The organism is Pseudonocardia parietis, assembly GCF_017876315.1.
Lineage (GTDB): Bacteria > Actinomycetota > Actinomycetes > Mycobacteriales > Pseudonocardiaceae > Pseudonocardia > Pseudonocardia parietis.
The window spans coordinates 240,715-260,669 of the sequence record NZ_JAGINU010000001.1 but is presented as its reverse complement, the minus strand read 5'-3'; the positions used below and the strand labels follow the sequence as shown (position 1 = coordinate 260,669).

Below are 19,955 nucleotides of genomic sequence, written 5' to 3'. Positions count from 1 at the left end.
GATGGGCGAGTCGGGTGAGCAACGCCGGGCGCTGACCGAGCTCCTGGCGATCGTGGGCACGAGCAAGGCAGGCGACCGGCTACCGGCCGAACGACGACTGGCCGAACAGCTCGGCGTCAGCCGCTCCGCGGTCCGGCACGCGTTGCGCGAGCTGAGCCGTCACGAACTGATCGCCACCCGTCGTCAGGCCGGATCCTTCGTCACCGCACCCGGCCCGGCCGCCGTGCCGGGTGCGGTGACGTCCCGGGCCTGAGGGCGGTGTCGAGCGTGGACGGGCGGGTACGACGCCCGGTATGGCCTGGGACAAGCGCGCCGACATGGTCGTGCACGAGGTGGAACCGTTCAACGCCGAGCCGCCTCGTTCGGCCCTGACCGGCGCCCTGACCGACAGCTCGTCGTTCTACGTCCGCAACCACGGACCCGTCCCGGAGACTCGCCCGGGTCACTGGCGCCTCACGGTGAGCGGCCTCGTCGACCATCCGCTGGAGCTGGACCTGGAGCAGCTGCGGGACCGGTTCGAGCAGCACGACGTCATCGCGACGCTGCAGTGCGCCGGCAACCGGCGAGCGGGCCTGACGGCCGTGCGCGACATCCCCGGGGAGATTCCGTGGGGACCGGGCGCGACGTCCACGGCCCGGTGGACGGGGGTGCGGCTGGCCGACGTGGTGCAGGCGGCCGGGCCCGCTGCGGAGGCGGAGCACGTCGCGTTCGAGGCGCCGGACGTGTCCGGGATCGCCGACCCTGCGCAACGGTTCGGTGGCTCGATCCCGATCGGGAAGGCCCGGTCGCCGGAGGTCCTGCTGGCGTGGGCGATGAACGGTGACCCGCTGCCCGCCGTGCACGGGGCCCCGGTCCGGGTGGTCGTCCCCGGCTACATCGGGGCGCGGAGCGTGAAGTGGCTGGAGCGCATCGTCGTGCGCGAGCGGCCCTCGGACAACTTCTTCCAGGCGACGGCCTACCGGCTGCTGCCACCGGAGGCCGACCCCGGCGCGGCGGGCCCCGGCGACGGGATCTCGCTCGGCCCGATCGCCCTGACCTGCGACGTCACCGTCCCCGACGACGGGGCGACCCTCACGGCCGGGGCCGTCACGGTGCGGGGGTACGCGTTCGCCGGCGGCACCCGCCGGGTCGCGCGGGTCGACGTCTCGCCCGACGGCGGCAGGTCCTGGACCCGGGCCCGGCTCGACGACCCCGCCGGCCCGTGGGCCTGGACGCTGTGGCACGCCGTGGTCGACCTGCCGGCCGGGCCGGGGGAGATCCTGGCCCGTGCCTGGGACGACACGGCCGCCCTGCAGCCGGAGAGCGCGGCCGCGCTGTGGAACCCGAAGGGGTACGTCAACAACTCGTGGGGACGGGTCCGGGTCACCGTGGAGCCGCCCGGGCAGGTGGGCTGAGGCCCGGCCCTACGCCACGGCGGGGACGGCGCCGGTGCGGCGCAGCGCCACGACCTGCCATTCCACGAACAGGGCGACGACCAGCGCCTGCGCGACGAGGAAGGCGATCCCGAGCACCGTCGGCGCCGCGGCGAGAACGACGGCGACGCTCGCCACCACCCATGCCGAGTTCACCGCCACCACCGCCCAGCCGCCGGCCCGGGGCACCGTCCCGGTCGCGGCCAGCACCAGCAGCCCGGCCGCCCAGGCGACGAGGAAGAGCCCGGCGCCGACCAGCAGCGGCACCGGCAGCCCGAGCAGCGGACCGAGCAGTACGGCGCCCGCGGCGGTGAGCAGGCCGAGCCCGCCGGACGCGACGGCGTCGACCCGCAGTGCCGCGCGGAGATTCGTGACGACGGGGTGCGTGGAGATGGTCATGATCGCCTCCTGGGTGCTCCCGGGGCCCGTCCCCGGTGCTGGTACCCACGATCGCGGTGCGGGCGCGCCGATGCGATGACCTACGAGGTCATGGCACGAGCGCCCCGGCCGGCCGCTACCCGGCCCGGCCGGCGACGGCGGCGACCTGCTCGGCGATGATCACGTCCTCCCGGGAGGTGACGGCGAGGATCCGCACCGCGGCGCCGTCCGGGGACAGCACGGCGTCGCCGCCGCGGGCGTCGTCGTTGCGGGCGGGATCGAGGGTGAGGCCGAGGAATCCCAGCCCGCGCACCGCCCGCTCGCGCATCCACGGCTGGTGCTCGCCGACGCCGCCGCTGAACGTCAGTACGTCCAATCCCGCTGTCGCCGCCGCCATCGCCGCCAGCCCGGCGCGGGCCCGGTGCCCCCACACGTCCAGCGCGGTGGCAGCCCGGGCGTCACCGGCGTCGGCGGCCTCCTGCACCTTCTGCGGATCGGACTCGCCGGCGAGGGCGAGCAGGCCGCTGTCGCGGTCCAGCGCGGCGGCGACGTCGTCGGGATCGAGGCCGTGGCCGGCCAGCCACAGCGGGACGGCCGGGTCCAGGTCCCCGCTGCGGCTGCCCATGACCAGCCCGGACGTCGGGGTGAACCCCATGGTGGTGTCCACCGAGAGGCCGCGGTCGATCGCGCACAACGATGCGCCCGCGCCGATGTGGGCGTTGACCACGCGCAGCGTCGCGGGGTCGCGGCCGAGGAGCTCGCCGGTGCGCCGCGCCGACCACTCGTGGGCCATGCCGTGGAACCCGTAGCGGCGGATCCCGAACTCCTCGCGCCACCGGGCCGGGACGGCGTAGGTGGCGGCCGCGTCCGGGATCGTGCGGTGGAACGCGGTGTCGAAGCACGCGACGTGCGGCACCTCCGGCACGAGCTCACGGGCCCGGCGCAGCACGTCCAGGGCCGGGCCCTGGTGCTGCGGGGCGAGCCCGCGCAGCGCGTCGATGCGGCGCACCACCTCGTCGTCGACGGCGACCGGGCCGGTGAACTCGTCGCCGCCGTGCACGATCCGGTGCCCGACGGCGTCCGGCGGGTCGCCGTCCGCGAAGCCGGCGAGCGCGTCGTCGTCGCCGGGGTCCACGGTGTCGGTGCGCACGGTGGTGCCGTCGTCGAGCAGCGAGAGCTTCAGCGACGACGATCCGGCGTTGAGCACGAGTGTTCTCATGCGCCCTGCCACGTCCAGTCGGCGACGTCCGGTGCGTCGGTGCCGGTCCGCCGGGTGTGGTCCCGGCAGCGCAGCCGCTCGTCGACCATGTGCCGGCGCAGCGCCGACTGCGCCACGGCGAGCCCCGGTACCCGGTCGATCACGTCGATCACGAGGTGGAAGCGGTCCAGCTCGTTGAGCATCACCATGTCGAACGGTGTCGTGGTGGTGCCCTCCTCGATGAAGCCGCGCACGTGGATGTCGGCGTGGTTGGTCCGCCGGTAGGTCAGCCGGTGGATCATCCACGGGTAGCCGTGGTAGGCGAAGATCACCGGCTTGTCGGTGGTGAACAACCCGTCGAACTCGCGGTCGGACAGCCCGTGCGGGTGTGCGCGCTCGTCCTGCAGCCGCATCAGGTCGACCACGTTGACCACCCGTACCTTCAGCTCCGGCAGGTGGGTGCGCAGCAGGCCGGCCGCTGCCAGGGTCTCGATCGTGGGCACGTCGCCCGCGCAGCCGAGCACCACGTCGGGTTCGGAGCCGGTGTCGGTGCTCGCCCAGTCCCAGTAGCCGATCCCGCGGACGCAGTGCGCGCGTGCCTCGTGGGGCCCGAGCCACTGCGGTTGCTCGTTCTTGCCGGCGACGACCACGTTCACCAGGTCCCGGGACGCGAGGCAATGCTCCATGGTGGCGAGCAGCGTGTTCGCGTCGGGAGGCAGGTAGGCGCGCACGATCTCGGGCTTCTTGTTCAGCACGTGGTCGAGGAAGCCCGGGTCCTGGTGGGAGAAGCCGTTGTGGTCCTGGCGCCAGACGTGGCTGGTCAGCAGGTAGTTCAGCGACGCGACCGGGCGCCGCCACGGGATCCGCCTGCTCTCCTCCAGCCACTTGGCGTGCTGGTTGAACATCGAGTCGACGATGTGCACGAACGCCTCGTAGCAGTTGAACAGCCCGTGCCGCCCGGAGAGCAGGTAGCCCTCCAGCCAGCCCTGGCAGAGCTGCTCGTTGAGCACCTCGAGCACCCGGCCGTGCGGGGCGACGTGCTCGTCGGTGTCCTCCAGCCGGCCCAGGAACTGGCGGTCGGTCGCGGTGAAGACGTCCTGCAGCTTGTTCGACACGGTCTCGTCCGGCCCCATGATCCGGAACGTCTCCGGGTTGCGGCGGACGACCTCGGCCAGCCAGCCGCCCAGCGTCCCGGTGGCGCTCGCCGAGACCGCACCCGGGGCGGGCACCTCGACAGCGTGGTCGGCGGTCGGGGGGAGTCGGAGGTCGCGCAGCAGCTCGCCGCCGTTGGAGTGCGGTGTCGCGCTCATCCGGCGCTCACCGGCCGGGACGTGGGCGCTCACGTGCTCGCGCGGGCGGCCGTCGTCGTCGAACAGCTCCTCGGGGCGGTAGGACCGCAGCCAGCGTTCCAGCTGGGCGCGGTGCTCGGGATCCTCCCGGACGCCGGGCAGCGGGACCTGGTGCGACCGCCACAGGCCCTCGACCTGCCGGCCGTCCACCTCGGTCGGACCGGTCCATCCCTTCGGGGTCCGCAGGACGAGCATCGGCCAGCGGGGCCGCTCGACCTGCTGACCGGCCGCGTGCTGCGCGGCGGCCCGGCTGCGGATCCGGCGGATCTCGCCGGTGATCTCGTCCAGCGTGGACGCCATACGGTCGTGCACCGCCGCCGGGTCCTCGCCGTCGAACCCGCCTTCGACCAGGTACGGACGGTGTCCGTGGCCCTCCAGGAGGGACTGCAGGTCCTCGGCGGGGATCCGGGCGGGCACCGTCGAGTTGGCGATCTTGTAGCCGTTGAGGTGCAGGATCGGCAGCACGGTGCCGTCGTGCACCGGGTGCAGGAACGCGTTCGACTGCCACGATCCGGCCAGCGCCCCGGTCTCCGCCTCGCCGTCGCCGATCACGCAGGTCACGAGCAGGTCCGGGTTGTCGAACGCGGCACCGTAGGCGTGCGCGAGCGAGTAGCCGAGCTCGCCGCCCTCGTTGATCGACCCGGGGGTCTGCGGCGCGGCGTGCGAGGGGATGCCGCCGGGGAAGGAGAACTGGCGGAACAGCTCCGCCATGCCTTCGGCGTCGCGGGAGACGTGTGTCCACCGCTCGGTGTAGCTGCCCTCCAGCCAGGCCGACGCGACGACACCGGGGCCGCCGTGGCCGGGCCCGGTGATCATCAGCGTGTCCTGCTCGTCGCGGACGATCACCCGGTTCAGGTGCGCCCACACGAAGTTCAGCCCGGGGGTGGTGCCCCAGTGCCCGAGCAGCCGGGGCTTGATGTGCTCCGGCTGCAACGGCTCGTCGAGCAACGGGTCGGCCATCAGATAGATCTGGCCGACCGACAGGTAGTTGGCGGCCCGCCAGAAGGCGTCCACCGTGGCCAGGTCGTCGGCGCCGTCCGTCGAGGTCCGGGCGCCTGCCGTGTGCGCGCTCATCGCCGGCTCGCCTACCCCGCGGGGGTGCGCTCACACCCCGTGGCCGCTCCGCACACCCGCGGCATCAGGTGTGAAGCGCAACCCAGGGGTGTGAGGTCAGCGGTACAGCTCCGGCCGCCGATCGGCCAGGTACGGAGTGGCCCGGCGGGAGGCCTCGAGCGCATCCCGGTCGAGGTCCGCGAGCAACAGCTCCTCGCCCCGCCCGGCGCGCGCCACGAACGACCCCGCCGGCCCACCGACGCAGGACAGCCCGCCGTAGGTCAGCAACCCCTCCCGGCCGACGTAGTTCGCGTAGGCCACGTAGACCTGGTTCTCGTACGCCCGGGCCGGCACCAGCACGTCGGCCACCACGTCGTAGTCGATCATGTTCGCGGTCGGGACCAGCACCACGTCCGCGCCGCGCAGTGCCAGGACGCGCACGGCCTCCGGGAACTCGACGTCGTAGCAGATCAGCAGGCCGAGCCGCCATCCGCCGAACTCCACCACCGCCGGGCCCTGGTCCGACGCGCGGAAGCAGGCCCGGTCCGAGTCACCGAACAGGTGGGTCTTGCGGTACGACGCGAGGCGCGTCCCGTCCGGGCCGAGAAGCACGGCTGCGTTGTACACCGCGTCCCCGGACCGTTCGGGGTAGCCGTACAGGACCGCGACACCGTGCGACCGGGCGATCGCGGAGACCTCGGCACACGACGGGCCGTCGGCCGGTTCCGCGAGCGAACGCACCGCGTCGGCGCCGATGTCGTAGCCGGTCAGGAACATCTCCGGCGTCACGACGAGATCGGCCCCCGACGCGCGGGCCGATGCGCACGCCGATCCGGGCCGGCGCAGGTTCCCGGCCACGTCACGGGACTGCGACGTGGCCTGCAGCAGCGCGATCCGCATCAGTCCGGCAGCGCCGGCGGCGCCAGCTCGGCGAACCGGTCGCCCGGCCCGGGGTTCTCGGGGGCACAGGAGCCGCCGAGGTGGTGCGCGATGCCCCACACCGCGTTGAGCGCGGTCTGCACCGCGCCCTCCGCCCACGCCGGCGTCCACGACACGTCGTCGCCCGCCATGAAGATCCCCCGCTCGGCCGAGGGCAGGTCGTCCTGCACGAAGTGGCAGTACATCCGCCGGTTGTAGCGGTAGTGGCCGGGCAGCGCACCCTTGAACGCGCCCAGGCTGTGCGGGTCCGACTCCCAGGTCATCGTGATCGGGTCGCCGATGATGTGCGAGGCGATGTCGACGTCCGGGTAGATCTTCCGCAGTGCGCGCAGGGCGAGGTCGACCCGCTTCTCGACCGGATACGGCAGCATCTTCAGCGAGTCGCTCATCCACGAGTACGACAGGCAGATCACGCCCGGCCGGTCGTCGCCGTGGTCGAACAGGTAGGTGCTGCGGGTGAGCCGGTCGGTGAGCGTCATGCTCAGGACGTCGCGCCCGGTGGCCGGGTCGGTGTCGCGCCAGAACGGCCGGTCCACCATCACGAACGTCTTCGTCGACTGCATGTAGCGGGTCCGGTCGAGTGCCATCCACAGCTCCTGGCTGAACAGCGACTCGTCGGTCCGGATCTGGGTGGTCAACAGCCAGCTCTGGCAGGTGGTGAGCACGGCCCCGTAGTCGCGCTCGACGCCGTGCACGTCGGTGACCCGGATGGTGTCCGGGTCCACCCGGTGGATCCGTGCGACGCCGGGGCGGGTCCCGCCGCCGTGCAACGACGACAGGCTGGTCCCGGCCGGCCAGTGCGCCGGGTGCTCCGGCGCGCGCCGCCACAGTCCCTGCGGGACCTGCTCGACCCCGCCGGTGACGAGCAGCTGGTCCTCGTCGCACGCCGTCGTCACCACCCGCAGGATCTCCAGCATCGAGTTCGGGAAGTCGGAGTCCCACCCGCCGGTGCCGAAGCCGACCTGGCCGAACGCCTCCCGGTGCCGGTAGGTCAGCCCGGCGAACGCCTTCGACGCCGACACGAAGTCGTAGAAGGTCCGGTCGTCCCAGAGCGGGACCAGCTCGTGCCACAGGCGCTGCAGGGTCGCCGTGTCCCGGTTCCGGATCGCCTCCTGCAGGGCCTCGAACCCGGCGCCCTCCTCGAGCGCGCTCGCCCAGGCGTCGGCGACCTCGGTGAAGAACGGCGGCAGGTCGGCCAGGGTGCGGCCGTAGTACGTGCGCCCGTGCAGGTCGATCACGGTGCTCGGTGCCGCGGGCGTCAGGGGGTTCGGGAACGGCTCGGTGCGCAGGCCCAGCAGGTCGACGTAGTGGTGGAACGCGGTGGACGACCGGGGGAACCGCATGCCGCCCAGCTCGGCGACGATGCCGTCGGCGCCCTCGAACGGTTGCGATCGCAGCCGCCCGCCCAGGCGCGACGACTCGTACACCACCGGGCGCAGGCCCATCCGCAGGAGCTCGTAGGCCGCGACGAGCCCGGCGATCCCCGCGCCGACGACCGCGACCTCGGTCCCGAGCTTCTCCGGCGGGACCCGGCCGAGGCCGGCCGGGTGGGAGATCCAGTCGTCGTAGGGGAACGGGAAGTCCGGGCCGAAGGCGGTGACCGGAGGTCGCGCGGGACTCATCGTGGGGGCTCCTCGGCGATGATCGGGGAGTCGTGTCGGATCGGTGCCGAATATGGCACCGATCCACTACGACACGGTGATCACGACCGGCGCGACCGCACGGCCCCGGTGACGATCCGCTGGTAGGCGGTCGGCAGCAGCCGCACCATCGAGTCGATCGCCCACGCGTCCGGTCCGATCAGGACGCGCCGCCGGTCGCGGCGGACCCCGTCGAGGATGGTGCGGGCGGCCCGGTCCGGGCTCGTGGTCAGCAACCGCTCGAAGTCGGCGGCGGCCGCGTCGGTGGGCTTGCCGGTGGCGGTCGCGACACTGCCGTCCATCCGGGCGGCCCGCGCGATGTTGGTCTTGATCCCGCCCGGGTGCACGCAGGTCGCCGACACCGCCGATCCGGCCAGCTCCAGATCCTGGCGCAGCGACTCGGTGAACCCCCGCACGGCGTACTTGCTCGCGTTGTAGCCGCTCATCAGCGGCTGGGCGGCGACGCCGAAGATGCTCGACAGGTTGACCACGTGTCCCTCGCCCGTGGCCTCCAGGTGCGGCAGGAACGCCTTCGTCCCGTACACCACGCCCCAGAAGTTGATGTCCATGATCCAGCGGTAGTCGTCGAGGGGCAGCGACCCGACGGTGCCGGACAGCGCGACGCCGGCGTTGTTGACCACGAGGTTCACCGAGCCGTGGTCCGCGACGGTGGACGCGGCCCAGCCGTACACGGCCTTCTCGTCGGCGACGTCGAGCTCGGTCGTCGTGACCCGGATCTGCGGGCCGGCCAGCGCGGCCGTCTCGGCCAGGCCGGCGGCGTCGACGTCGGCGAGCGCGAGGTGGCAGCCGTCGCCGGCGAGGCGCAACGCGAGCGCCCGGCCGATGCCGGAGCCGGCCCCGGTGATCGCGGCGGTGCGGTCGGTGAAGGTCTTCATCGGCGGCGCTCCCGGTGCGGACGGCGGTGTCGGTCGGAAGCAGACCCTAGGCGATCCACTACTCGCGGGTAACCCGTGGCGGGCATCACGCCGGCTGGCACGATGCGGGCATGGACACGGTTGACGGCGAGTTCCCCGACGGTGCCGGGCTGGTGCTCGGCGGCGCCCCGCTGCCGCTGACCACCCCGGCGCGGATCTACGTCTGCGGCATCACCCCGTACGACGTGACGCACCTCGGGCACGCGGCCACCTTCGTCTGGGCGGACGTGCTGGCCCGGGTCGTGCGGATGGCGGGGACCGCGACCGAGGTGAGCCGCAACGTCACCGACGTCGACGACGTCCTGACCCGCACCGCCGTCGAGCGCGAGGTCGGCTACGACGAGTTCGGCCTGCGCCAGGAGTTCTGGTTCGACCGCGCCATGGCCGACCTGAACGTGCGGGCACCGGAGCACGCCCCACACGCCCGGCACCACGTCCGGCACGTGGTCGCGCTGACCCGCGCGCTGCTCGCCACCGGCGACGCCTACGAGCGCGGCGGCACCGTCTACTTCCGGGGTGCCGGGGTGCCCGCGGCGGCCGGGCTCGACCGGGACACGGCGCTGGCGCTGTCCACCGAGTACGGCGACGAGCCCGGGGACCCGCAGCGCGACGACCCGTTCGACGTCCCGCTCTGGAAGCCCTCCGACGGCGTGCACCCGGCGTGGCCGAGCCCGTGGGGGCCGGGCCGCCCGGGCTGGCACGCCGAGTGCGCGGCGATGGCGCTGGCCTCGCTCGGCGGGGTCGTCGACGTGCTCGCGGGCGGCGCGGACCTGACCTTCCCGCACCACGCGTACCAGTCCGCGATGGCCGCGGCCGCCACCGGCGCCGGCCTGTTCGCCCGGCGTGGTTTCCGGGTGGGCGTGGTGTCGGTCGACGGTGCGAAGATGGCGAAGTCGACCGGCAATCTCGTTCTGGTGCAGGATCTGCTCGGATCCGTGCCCGGCGCCGCGCTGCGCCTGCTGCTGCTCGACCGGCCGTGGTCGCGGCCCTGGGAGTACCGGGCCGAGGACCTCGCGGTGGCGGGCGGGCGGCTCGAGGAGCTCTACGTCGCGGCCGGCCGCAAGCCCGGCTCCCCGGCTGCCGTCGACGCGGTACGGGACGCGCTGCTCACCGACCTCGACGTGCCGGCCGCGCTCGGCACCGCGCTGGAGGCGGGCGGCGACGCGGCCCGGCTGGTCATCCGGACGCTGGCCCTGCAGTAGCGCTCAGCTGCACGAGCTGACCGGCCGGCGCCCATCCGGGGCCGACCGTGAAGTCCTCGAGCTCGTCGAGCACGAAGCCTGCCGCGCGGATCGCGGGCACCGTGTCCCGGTCGAGGCGGCAGCCCGCCGCGAGCCGCGACCAGAGCGGGGCCAGCCGGCGCCGCCACACCGCGGGACGGCCGTGCCCGACGACATGCTCGATCGCGACGAGCCGCCCGCCGGGGCGCAGCACCCGCCGGGCCTCGGCGAGCGCCCGGCCCGGATCCGGGACCGTGCACAGCACCAGCGTGAACACGACCGCGTCGACCGAGCCGTCGGTGGCCGGGAGCTCGCCGGCCCCGGATCCGCCGACGGTCACCGGCACCGGGCAGTCCTGCGTGCGCGGGGCCAGGCGCCGGCGCATCGCGGGATCGGGTTCGAGCGCGACCACCTCGGTCGCGGACCGGAAGTGCGGCAGGTTCGCGCCGGTCCCGGCGCCGACGTCGAACACCCGCCCGGTCAGCGACCCGACCAGGGAGGCCCGTCGCGGGCCGAGGATCTCCCGCTCGACCGGCGCCGACACGCGGTCGTAGACGGCGGCGAAGATCCGGTGACCCTTCGCGGGATCTGCGTTGTCCGGCGCGGTCATCGTGCCGGCCCCCGCCCGGACCAGGTCCAGGCGTAGCCGGGGTCCTCGCACTCGACACCGGCCGAACCCAGGGAGAGCGGCCGGAAGGTGTCGACCATGACCGCCAGCTCGTCGAAGAACTCCGCGCCCAGCGAGCGCTCGACGGCACCGGGTTGCGGCCCGTGCGAGTGCCCGCCCGGGTGCAGCGACACCGAGCCCTGGCCGATGCCGGAACCCTTGCGGGCCTCGTAGCTGCCGCCGCAGTAGAACATGACCTCGTCGGAGTCGACGTTGGCGTGGTAGTAGGGCACCGGCACGGCGAGCGGGTGGTAGTCGACCTTGCGCGGCACGAAGTTGCAGACGACGAAGTTCCGGCCCTCGAACACCTGATGTGCCGGTGGTGGCTGGTGCACCCGCCCGGTGATCGGTTCGAAGTCGGAGATGTTGAAGGTGTACGGGTACAGACACCCGTCCCACCCGACGACGTCGAACGGGTGGGTCGGTGCCGTGTACCGGGTGCCGGTGACGCCGTGCGCGCCGCCCCGATGCCTGACCAGGATCTCCACGTCGGTGCCCTCGCCCGACAGCGGCTCGGTGGGACCGTGCAGATCGCGCTCGCAGTAGGGCGCGTGCTCGAGCAGCTGCCCGTAGCGGGACAGGTAGCGGGCGGGCGGGGCGATGTGCGAGTCGGCCTCGATCGCGTAGGCCCGCAGCGGGTCCGGCCCGGTCGGGACCCAGCGGTGCGTGGTGGCGCGCGGAACGATCACGTAGTCACCCGTGCGTACCGGCAGCACGCCGAACACGGTCTCCAGCGTCGCGGTGCCGGACTCGACGTAGACGCATTCGTCGCCGACCGCATTGCGGTAGAGCGGGCTCGGCGCGCCCGCGACCACGTACGAGATCCGGACGTCGGGGTTGCCCAGCACCAACCGGCGGCCGGTCACGACGTCGACGGTGGACGGGTCGGCGGCCGTCAGCTGGTGCAGCGTGAAGTGCCGGGGGAGCAGCGGACGGTTGTCGGTCAGGCTCTGGTCGGGCAGCTCCCACGGGCTGGCGTCGACGAGCGCGGACGGGATCCCGGCGTGGTAGAGCAGGGACGAGTCGGAGGAGAAACCCTCCTCACCCATCAGCTCCTCGTAGTACAGACCCCCGTCCGGCCGGCGGTGCTGGGTGTGCCGTTTCGGTGGGATGTCTCCCACCCTGCGGTAGTACGGCATCGCCTCGCCCCCTCCTCATGCGTCCATGAGCCACGGAGCGTAGTAGGCGTGCCCCTGCGGGCAATCACGTTGCGGTCAGCCACCGGCCGGCGCCGGCCGTGCGCCGGCAGGCTGCTCCACCGGGTGCTCCCCGGTCGTCCACGCCCCGAAGCCGCCGAGCAGGTCGTCCACCCGGGCGAACCCGCGCGAGCGCAGCAGGGATGCGGCGGTCGAGGACCGGTAGCCGCCCGCGCAGTAGACGACGGTCGGCGCGTCCGGGTCGAGCTCACCGAGCCGGGTGACCAGGGTCGGGAGCGGGATCGGCACCGCACCCGGCACCAGGCCGGAGCCGGCGACCTCCCCGGGGCCGCGGACGTCGACCGCCCGGACGGTGCCGCCGAGGGTCGCGAGCTGGTCGGCGGTGACCCGGCCGGCAGCACGCAGCCGCTGCGGCGGGGCGGCGTGCACGCCGCCGTCGAGGAAGCCGAGCACCCGGTCGAAGCCGATCCGGGCCAGCCGGTTGCGCGCCTCGGTGGCGGTGCCCTCGTCGCCGACCAGCACCAGGCCGGTCTCCGGCCCGACGACCTGGCCGACCACCTCGGCGAACCGCCCGCCCAGGCCGACGTTCACCGAGCCGGGCAGGTGCGCGGCCGCGAAGTCCTGCGGGTCGCGGGTGTCGAGCAGGAGCGCACCGCGCTCGACCGCGGCGTCGGCCTCGGCGAGACCGATGGCCGGGACCGGGGCGGTCTCGTCCAGCATCGGGTGCAGCTCGCGGTTGCGGTGCGAGGCGTGGGCGAAGTAGGTCGGCGGGGCGGACTGGCCGTCGGTGACGACGGCGACGAACGCGTCGGCGTCCATCGGGGCCAGCGCGTAGTTGGTGCGCCGCTGCACGCCGATCGTGCTGGACGTCTCGGTCGACAGGTTCTTGCCGCACGCCGAACCTGCGCCGTGCGCGGGATGGACGCGGGTCTCGTCCGGGAGGGTGAGCAGCCGCCGGGTGGACTCGTACAGCGCCCGGCCCAGCTCCTCGGCCGACCACCCGGCGCCGCCCAGCAGATCGGGCCGGCCGACGTCGCCGATGAACAGGGTGTCCCCGGTCAGCACGCTCCACGGCGCTGCCCCGGGGGCGTCCCGCACGACCAGGCAGATCGACTCCGGCGTGTGGCCGGGCGTGTGCAGGACCTCCAGGTTCACCGCGCCGAGGGTGAGTACCTGCCCGTCGGCGAGCGGTTCGATCGGGAACTCGACGTCGGCGGCCGCGCCGTAGGAGATCGGGGCTCCGGTCGCGGCGGCCAGCTCGAGGTGCCCGGAGAGGAAGTCGGCGTGCACGTGCGTCTCCAGCACCCGCTCGATGCGCAGGCCCTCGGCCGCGGCGTCGGCGAGGTAGCGGGCGATGTCCCGCTGCGGGTCGACGACGACCGCGCGGCCGGATCCCCGGTCACCGACCAGGTAGGACGCCTGGGACAGGCACCCCAGGTAGTACTGCCGGAACATCAGGTCGCCGCTGTACTGCCAGGCGCCTGCATCGACGGGATCCTGTGCCATGACGCCTCCTCGGCGGGACCGAAATGACCGTACTTTGAAACGGGTCGCCGGTCGAGGAGTGAGAAGGCCCTTTGCGGTGGGCAGCGGGGCGTGGTGCAGTGGTCGGCGTGTCCCTCGACAGCTCGCCGGCCGATCACGCGTTCGTCGTGTGCCTGATCGCGACCGACCAGCTGTCGATCGACGACCGCCGCTGTCGCCCGGGTTCCTGAGCGGGCCCGGCCGGTCCCGGCCCGCTCCCGTCGTCCCCGTCTGCCGACGCCCGGAGCGAACCCGTCGTGAATCCCGTCCTGCCGCCGTGCCCTGCGCCGTCCGAACCCGCATCCGTCGAACCGCCGTCGCCGGTGGAGCCGCCCCGCGGTGGTGACCGCGAGGACCGTGGGTTGCTCACCCGGATCGCCGCCGCCGTCCGGGCCGCACACACCGCTCGCGTCCCGTTCTGAGCCCGGGTCAGACCAGCGACAGCAGGCTCTCGACCCCGACGAACCCGCCGACGCCCAGCAGCAGCACCGCGAACGCGCGGCCGAGCGCCGCCGAGGACATCCGGTCCGCGATCGGCTTCCCGGCCAGCGCCCCGAGCACGGCGACGCCCACGAACGGCCCGAGCACGGCCCAGTCGAGGTCGAGGTGCCCGGCCCGGGCCGCCAGTGACCCGGCCGCGTTGAGGGTCAGCACGAGCAGCGAGGTGGCGATGGCCGCGGGCATCGTCATGCCGAGCACGATCGCCAGCGCCGGGACCACGAGGAAGCCGCCGCCGACGCCGAGGAAGCCGGTCATGAAGCCGACCACCGCCGCGGAGGCGATCACCTTCACCGCGCGCGCCACGGCGCTGCGCCGGTCCGGCGGGGCGAGGACGCCCGTCGACCCGGTCGCCCCGGTGGCCGGTGGAGTGTCCTCCCGGGCCGTGGACGAGCTGCGCACCAGCAGCAGCACCGCGATCGCCAGGGTCAGCACCGAGAACGACAGCAGCAGGGCCGGCTGCGGCACGGTCCGGTTGAGCAACGCTCCGGCCCAGGCCGCCGGGATCCCCACCACGCCGAACGCGAGCCCGGTCCGCCAGTCGATCACCCGGCCGCGCAGCCGGGTCAGCATCCCGACCGCCGAGACGAGCCCGACGATCACGATGCTGCCGGTGGTGGCGGCCCGGGCGTCCTGGCCGAGCAGGTAGACCAGCGCGGGTACGGACAGCACACCGCCGCCTCCGCCGAGGGTCCCGATGACCAGGCCGACGACCAGGCCCAGCGCACCGGACAGGACGCCGATCACCGGCGCGGATCCCGCCCGTCCGGGGACCCGAGCAGGTCCAGGTGGTAGCCGCCGGAGCCGGCGAAGTCGGTGCGCAGGACGAACCGGTCGCCGCGCACCAGCGTCTGGCGCCACTCGACCCGCCGGCCCTTCGCCGTGCCGAGCCGGCGGACGGCGAACGCCGCGGTCGACGGGCTGCCGCCGAGCAGCCGGTGCTCGGCCGGGGTGGGCAGGATCGGCTGGATCGTCTCCTCGCCCCCGGTGAGCACGACCCCGCACAGCTCGGCGTAGCGCTCGTAGAGCGCGCCGCTCGAGAAGTCGGCGTGCAGCAGCGGAGCGGCCAGCTCGTGCGGCAGCCACACCCGGTCCAGGGCGAGGGGATCGCCGCCGGCCAGGCGCAGGCGCTCCAGGTGGACCAGCGGCGTGGACTCCTCCAGGCCCAGCCGGGCGGCGACGACGCCGTCGGCGACGACGCCCAGGGACCGGACGACGCTGCGCTGCTCCAGGCCCATCGCCCGGACCGACTCGTGGAGGCTGTAGAGGGCGCCGAGCCGCTGGGCGATCTCGACCGGCTCGGCCTGCCGGGACGGCCTGCCCCGGCTGCCGATCACCAGGCCCTCCTCGCGGAGGATCTGCACGGCCTGGCGGACGGTGTGCCGGCTGACGCCGTACTCCTCGACCAGGGCGAGCTCGCCGGGGAAGCCGCCGGTGAACTCGTCGGCGTCGAGCCGGCGGCGCAGGTCGGCGAGCAGCTGTTCCCAGAGCCGCCTGCCGGCGATCCGGCGCAGCGGTGCCGGGCCCGTGGTGGTGGCGGCACGGTCAGGCATGACCGTGAATGTACGGTCATTTGGTGGCCGGGTCACGCCTCGCGGGTGTGTGCCGAGACACGGTGATCGTCGGTCGAGTGCGGATCGGTGCCAACCGTGGCACCGATCGGCACTCGTCCGATGATCACGCGGCGCGGTGGTCCGGGACGGGCGCCTCCCGCGCGTCGGGCTCGGCGGGGTTGCCGCCCCAGCGCTCACCCGGCCCGGCCTGCTCGCCCTTCATCAGGAACGAGTCCGCCACCAGCGTCGCGCCGTCACCGAGCTCGGTCGAGTGGTGCACGAACGCGCGCACCCCGACGCAGGCGCCCGCGCCGACCCGGGCCCGGCCGGACTCGAAACGGCCGTCCTCCAGCGAGTGGCACTGGATCACCGAGCCGGCGTTGAGCACGGCGTCGTCGCCGAGGGAGACCAGGCTCTTCTCCGGCAGCATCGCGCCGTCGTCGAACACCCGCCGCCCGGCGGTGAGCCCGGCGAGCTGGTTGCGCCAGACCAGCAGCGGGGTGCCGGCCAGCACCGGGCGGACGTAGAGCTTCCACAGCCGCTCGTGGAACCAGAAGTAGCGGTCGTAGATCGAGGCGGTCCGTGGTTGCAGCGGGCGGAACCCGAGCGTCGCCCGCTCCAGCAGCGCCGACCACACCATCAGCAGCAGCGGACCCAGGGCGATCGCCGGCCCCATCGCCCAGAAGCCCCAGACCGGCCACAGCGCGAGCGCGAGCGCGGTGGGGACCAGCGCACCCGCGGCCCCGAGGGCACGCAGCAGCACCGTCACGACCAGCGTCGAGGCGTTGTAGCGGTTCTTGGACCGCAGGCGCCGGGCCAGCTCGTCGTCGGTGCCCGGGTGGTTCGGGTGCGGTTCCGTGCTCGTGCGCGAGATCTCCATCGGCGGCGACCCGAGCAGCCCGACGCCGGCGCGGACCGGTCCGTCGGTCGGGACCATCACCTTCGTCGCGAGCAGCACGTCGTCGCCGACCCGGGCGTCGGGCGGCAGGTGCACGTCGTTGCCGACGAAGCTGTCCACTCCGAGGCCGACCGGGCTGACCCGGAAGGAGTCGTGCGACAGCTCGGTGTTCATCATCCGCAGGCCGTCGGACACCATCGTGCCGCGGCCCACGTGCGTCTGCTGCGGTGCCTCCTGGCGCAGCTGGGTGCCGAAGTTCGAGCCGGTCTGGCGCAGGTCGCCCAGGTCGTAGCCGAGTCCCTTCAGGTAGCCGGTGATGAACGAGCTGTCGCCGAGCAGCAGGACCAGGACGCGGGCGTTGGACACCCCGGTCACGATCTGCTGTGCGATGTGCCGGAACCCGTACAGCGGGAAGGTCCGTCCTGGTGGCACCGCCAGTGCCGCCAGGCGTGGCACGGCCAGCACGGCGAGCACGCCGACGGTGAGCGCGAGCACGAACAGTGCCATCGCCGCGAGAGCGCCGACCAGGAGGAAGGCCGGCACGCCGACCGCGCCGATCCACCCGGCGACCGGTGCGGCGAACCGGGCGAACGCCGCGACGACCGTGGCGAACACGGCGGTGCCGACCGCACAGATCAGCCCGAGGAGTCCCGCGCTGTAGCCGAGCCGGCGGACCCACCCGGCCCCGGCGGCCGGCACGGTCCGGTAGTCGGCGTCGGACGGACCGGCCGGGGACCCGTGCCAGGCCTCGCCGGCCGGGATGGTGGCACCGGCCCACAGCGCGGAGGTGTGCCCCAGCTGCGCGCCGTTCTCCATCCCGGTCCACACGTCCAGTGCGCCGGCCTCGCCGACGACGCAGTCGTCGCCGATCTCGACCGGTCCGAACTCGATCGCCCCCGGCACCGCCCGGTAGCCCTGCAGCGACGCCTCGGGATGCACCAGTGAGCGTGCACCGATCCGGACCAGGTCGGTCGCGACCGGCACCGCCCCGAACAGCGCCGCGCCGCGCCCGATCCGGGTACCGAGCATGCGCAGCCACAGCACGTGGGGCGGGGTGCCGGCGAGCAACGCCATCGGGTTGGCCCGGATCAGTGTCGACACCACCCAGAACCGGAAGTGCGCAGCGCCCCACATCCGGATCGAGCGCGGACGGAACCGGCCGATCAGGGTCCACTTGGCCAGCACCGGCAGGAGCACGACGGCGGCGAACGCCCCGACCGTCCAGATCCCGGCCCGGGCGAGCAGCCCGCCGGCGTCCGGGGCGGCGGAGACCCACCGGTAGCCGAGCACCAGCACCGCGGCGGCGGCGAACCCGCCGGCCAGCAGGAACAGCAGCTGCCCGAGGCCGGTGAGTGCGTGCGCCACCGGCCGCGGCCGGACCGGGGCGATCTCGGCGGCCGGCTCCCGCTCGGGTGCGGGCTCGCCCAGCGCGGCGGCGAGGTCGCGGACGGTCGGGTACTCGTAGACCCCCCGGGTGGACACCGGCGGGAGGTCGCCGCGGCGCCGGACGGCGGCGGCGAACCCGGCGACCAGCAGCGACGTCGCCCCGAGCTCGTCGAACACGTGGGCGGTCACCGAGATCTCCTGCGGTGCCACCGAGAGCGCGGCGGCCAGTTCCTCGACCAGGCCGCGCTCGACGTCGGACCCGGCGGCGACGACCGGGCCGGTCGCCGAGATCCGGCTCCCGCTCGGCGCGGGCAGGTTCTTGCGGTCCGCCTTGTCGCTGGTCGTCATCGGGATGCGGTCGAGGTGCTCCAGGTAGGCGGGCACCATGTACGACGGCAGCCGCTCCTGCAGCCGTTCCCGCAGGCCGTCGGGCAGCTCGGCGCCACGGACCAGGCTGACGTAGCCGACCAGCTCCGGGCTGCCGGGAGCCGGTTCGAACGTGTCCACCACCGCCATCGCGACCGCCGGGTGCTCCTGGAGCACCGCCTCGATCTCGGACAGCTCGATCCGGTAGCCACGGATCTTCACCTGCAGGTCGATCCGGCCCCGGTACTCGATCTCGCCGCGGTCGTCGACCCGGCCGAGGTCACCGGTGCGGTAGATCAGCCCCGATGGGTTGTTCGGCAGGTCGACCGTCGCGTCGACGAACACCTCGGCGGTCTTCTCGTCGCGGTTGCGGTATCCCTCGGCCAATCCGACGCCGGCGATGGCGATCTCGCCGGTCCCGCCGAACGGCAGCACCGTGCCCGGGTCGTCCGGGTCCAGAACCAGCACGGCGTAGGTGGGCAGCGGTTCGCCGATCGTCACCGGGCGGTCCGGGTGCAGTTCGGTCCAGGTGGCCGTCACGGTCGCCTCGGTGGGCCCGTAGACGTTGAGGAACCGGCGGTCCTCGCGGTGCCACCGGCGTACCAGGTCCTGCGGGCAGGCCTCGCCCGACACGAGCAGGAAGCGCAGGTCGTCCAGTCCGGTGTCGAGAGTCGCGAGCAGCGTGGGCACGCAGCACAGCGCGGTGACCCGGCGCCGGGCCAGGAAGTCGTGGAGGTCCTCGCCGACCAGCGACGCGCCCGCCGGCTTGGGGACGAGGGTGGCGCCGACCAGAAAGGTCGTCCAGATCTCCTCGACCGAGAAGTCGAAGGCCAGGGTCAGGCCCTGGTACATGCGGTCGTCCGGGCGCACGCCGTAGCAGTCCGCGGCGACCCGCACGAAGTTGCAGATGGACGGGTGGGAGATCACGACGCCCTTGGGGCGGCCGGTCGAGCCCGAGGTGTAGATCAGGTACGCGGGATGTGCGGTGCCGTCGCGCCGGGCGTCCGCGCCGAGCCGGCGGGCGGGCCGACGCGCGATCTCCGCGGTGTCCGAGCCCGCGCCCGCCACGCGGAGCACCTCCACGCCCGCGTCGACCGGTTCGCCGACCTTCTCCAGCGCCGACGTCGTCGCCAACAGCAGGCCGGCCGCCGAGTCGTCGAGGATGTAGGAGATCCGGTCGGCGGGGAACCCGGCGTCCAGCGGGACGAACGTGGCTCCGGCCTTCAGTACCGCGAGCATCGCGGTGTAGGCCTCGACCGGGTCGTCGAGCAGCAGGCCGACCACGGCGCCGGGTCCGGTCCCGCGCTCCTGGAGGTGGTGGGCGAGCCGGTCGGCGCGCCCGTCCAGGTCGCGGTAGGTCAGCTCGGTGTCACCGGTGTCGACCGCGACGGCGTCCGGGTGGGCGTCGACGGCCTCCTCGAACACCTCGGCGAGCTGTTCACCGGTGCGGGTGCGCGGCTCCTCGAGCGTGCGGCCGGGAACCAGGACGCGCTCGTCGAGCCGGGAGTCCCGGGGGCGCGGCGACGGCGTGTACGGCAGGTCGCGGCGGATCACCTGCGGGGTGTCCGCCTGCGACCTCCCGTCGCCGGCGGCACCGCCGGCCAACGCCGATCGATTGGACACGTCTGACATACCGGGCGACTACCCCGCGGAACGCGGGGCGGACACCCGCCGGCCCCGGTGGCGATCCTCACTCGCAAATCCGTGAACCAGGTGTGACGGTCGTGCGTAGCGACCCGGGACTCGCCCGCAGGGCCCCGGGACGGTGGGTCCCGCGGTGCC

15 protein-coding genes are annotated in these 19,955 nt (G+C 73.8%); 3 read left to right on the top strand and 12 right to left on the bottom strand.

Annotated elements, in window-relative coordinates:
• Position 1: 1 nt before the first annotated feature.
• Both JOF36_RS39920 and JOF36_RS01250 read left to right on the top strand, forming a co-directional pair.
• Positions 2–253, top strand: a complete 252-nt coding sequence (locus tag JOF36_RS39920) for a winged helix-turn-helix domain-containing protein (protein ID WP_210024591.1) — start codon at positions 2–4, stop codon at positions 251–253.
• 40 nt (positions 254–293) lie between these two features.
• Entirely contained in the window at positions 294–1,394 is a 1,101-nt protein-coding gene (locus JOF36_RS01250) for a sulfite oxidase (protein ID WP_245350607.1), read from the top strand.
• A 9-nt stretch (positions 1,395–1,403) separates the two neighbouring features.
• On the opposite strand, the gene JOF36_RS01245 is transcribed toward JOF36_RS01250, so the two are convergent.
• The 6 genes from JOF36_RS01245 to JOF36_RS01220 form a co-directional block, all read right to left on the bottom strand.
• On the bottom strand, positions 1,404–1,811 hold the full coding sequence (locus JOF36_RS01245) for a hypothetical protein (RefSeq protein ID WP_210024590.1): 408 nt from the start codon (positions 1,809–1,811) through the stop codon (positions 1,404–1,406).
• Positions 1,812–1,926: 115 nt separating this feature from the next.
• Entirely contained in the window at positions 1,927–3,009 is a 1,083-nt protein-coding gene (locus tag JOF36_RS01240) for an acetate/propionate family kinase (protein WP_210024589.1), read from the bottom strand.
• Positions 3,006–5,411: a phosphoketolase family protein gene (locus JOF36_RS01235; protein WP_210024588.1), complete on the bottom strand. Its 2,406-nt coding sequence runs from the start codon at positions 5,409–5,411 to the stop codon at positions 3,006–3,008. The genes JOF36_RS01240 and JOF36_RS01235 overlap by 4 nt, the downstream gene beginning before the upstream one ends.
• Positions 5,412–5,507: 96 nt before the next feature.
• Positions 5,508–6,290, bottom strand: a complete 783-nt coding sequence (locus JOF36_RS01230; protein ID WP_210024587.1) for a carbon-nitrogen hydrolase family protein — start codon at positions 6,288–6,290, stop codon at positions 5,508–5,510.
• A complete protein-coding gene (locus JOF36_RS01225; protein WP_210024586.1) occupies positions 6,290–7,951 on the bottom strand; it encodes a flavin monoamine oxidase family protein in 1,662 nt (553 codons plus the stop codon). Before JOF36_RS01225 ends, JOF36_RS01230 begins: the two co-directional genes overlap by 1 nt.
• An 80-nt stretch (positions 7,952–8,031) precedes the next feature.
• Positions 8,032–8,865: an SDR family NAD(P)-dependent oxidoreductase gene (locus tag JOF36_RS01220; protein ID WP_210024585.1), complete on the bottom strand. Its 834-nt coding sequence runs from the start codon at positions 8,863–8,865 to the stop codon at positions 8,032–8,034.
• A 110-nt stretch (positions 8,866–8,975) separates the two neighbouring features.
• Here JOF36_RS01220 and JOF36_RS01215 point away from each other — a divergent pair, with 110 nt between their 5' ends.
• A complete protein-coding gene (locus tag JOF36_RS01215; RefSeq protein WP_210024584.1) occupies positions 8,976–10,106 on the top strand; it encodes a cysteine--tRNA ligase in 1,131 nt (376 codons plus the stop codon).
• Here JOF36_RS01215 and JOF36_RS01210 read toward each other — a convergent pair.
• The 6 genes from JOF36_RS01210 to JOF36_RS01185 form a co-directional block, all read right to left on the bottom strand.
• Positions 10,081–10,734, bottom strand: a complete 654-nt coding sequence (locus JOF36_RS01210) for a class I SAM-dependent methyltransferase (RefSeq protein WP_210024583.1) — start codon at positions 10,732–10,734, stop codon at positions 10,081–10,083. The two genes, JOF36_RS01215 and JOF36_RS01210, sit on opposite strands and share 26 nt — an antisense overlap.
• The gene (locus tag JOF36_RS01205; protein WP_210024582.1) at positions 10,731–11,930 is read right to left on the bottom strand and encodes a homogentisate 1,2-dioxygenase; all 1,200 of its coding nucleotides are present in this window, start codon (positions 11,928–11,930) and stop codon (positions 10,731–10,733) included. Before JOF36_RS01205 ends, JOF36_RS01210 begins: the two co-directional genes overlap by 4 nt.
• Before the next feature lie 75 nt (positions 11,931–12,005).
• Complete coding sequence (locus tag JOF36_RS01200) at positions 12,006–13,454, bottom strand: MBL fold metallo-hydrolase (RefSeq protein WP_245350606.1); 1,449 nt, start codon at positions 13,452–13,454, stop codon at positions 12,006–12,008.
• A gap of 447 nt (positions 13,455–13,901) precedes the next feature.
• Complete coding sequence (locus JOF36_RS01195; RefSeq protein ID WP_210024581.1) at positions 13,902–14,717, bottom strand: sulfite exporter TauE/SafE family protein; 816 nt, start codon at positions 14,715–14,717, stop codon at positions 13,902–13,904.
• A complete protein-coding gene (locus JOF36_RS01190) occupies positions 14,714–15,523 on the bottom strand; it encodes a GntR family transcriptional regulator (protein WP_210024580.1) in 810 nt (269 codons plus the stop codon). Before JOF36_RS01190 ends, JOF36_RS01195 begins: the two co-directional genes overlap by 4 nt.
• 124 nt (positions 15,524–15,647) lie before the next feature.
• The gene (locus tag JOF36_RS01185) at positions 15,648–19,796 is read right to left on the bottom strand and encodes a Pls/PosA family non-ribosomal peptide synthetase (protein ID WP_210024579.1); all 4,149 of its coding nucleotides are present in this window, start codon (positions 19,794–19,796) and stop codon (positions 15,648–15,650) included.
• Positions 19,797–19,955: the final 159 nt, after the last annotated feature.

What these genes read in the sequence shown, in the direction of transcription:
- JOF36_RS01215 (WP_210024584.1), top strand. Translation starts at nt 8,976, where the DNA reads ATGGACACGGTTGACGGCGAGTTCCCCGACGGTGCCGGGCTGGTGCTC.
- JOF36_RS01235 (WP_210024588.1), bottom strand. Translation starts at nt 5,411, where the DNA reads ATGAGCGCGCACACGGCAGGCGCCCGGACCTCGACGGACGGCGCCGAC.
- JOF36_RS01225 (WP_210024586.1), bottom strand. Translation starts at nt 7,951, where the DNA reads ATGAGTCCCGCGCGACCTCCGGTCACCGCCTTCGGCCCGGACTTCCCG.
- JOF36_RS01210 (WP_210024583.1), bottom strand. Translation starts at nt 10,734, where the DNA reads ATGACCGCGCCGGACAACGCAGATCCCGCGAAGGGTCACCGGATCTTC.
- JOF36_RS01230 (WP_210024587.1), bottom strand. Translation starts at nt 6,290, where the DNA reads ATGCGGATCGCGCTGCTGCAGGCCACGTCGCAGTCCCGTGACGTGGCC.
- JOF36_RS01205 (WP_210024582.1), bottom strand. Translation starts at nt 11,930, where the DNA reads ATGCCGTACTACCGCAGGGTGGGAGACATCCCACCGAAACGGCACACC.
- JOF36_RS01250 (WP_245350607.1), top strand. Translation starts at nt 294, where the DNA reads ATGGCCTGGGACAAGCGCGCCGACATGGTCGTGCACGAGGTGGAACCG.
- JOF36_RS01240 (WP_210024589.1), bottom strand. Translation starts at nt 3,009, where the DNA reads ATGAGAACACTCGTGCTCAACGCCGGATCGTCGTCGCTGAAGCTCTCG.
- JOF36_RS39920 (WP_210024591.1), top strand. Translation starts at nt 2, where the DNA reads ATGGGCGAGTCGGGTGAGCAACGCCGGGCGCTGACCGAGCTCCTGGCG.
- JOF36_RS01190 (WP_210024580.1), bottom strand. Translation starts at nt 15,523, where the DNA reads ATGCCTGACCGTGCCGCCACCACCACGGGCCCGGCACCGCTGCGCCGG.
- JOF36_RS01245 (WP_210024590.1), bottom strand. Translation starts at nt 1,811, where the DNA reads ATGACCATCTCCACGCACCCCGTCGTCACGAATCTCCGCGCGGCACTG.
- JOF36_RS01220 (WP_210024585.1), bottom strand. Translation starts at nt 8,865, where the DNA reads ATGAAGACCTTCACCGACCGCACCGCCGCGATCACCGGGGCCGGCTCC.
- JOF36_RS01200 (WP_245350606.1), bottom strand. Translation starts at nt 13,454, where the DNA reads ATGGCACAGGATCCCGTCGATGCAGGCGCCTGGCAGTACAGCGGCGAC.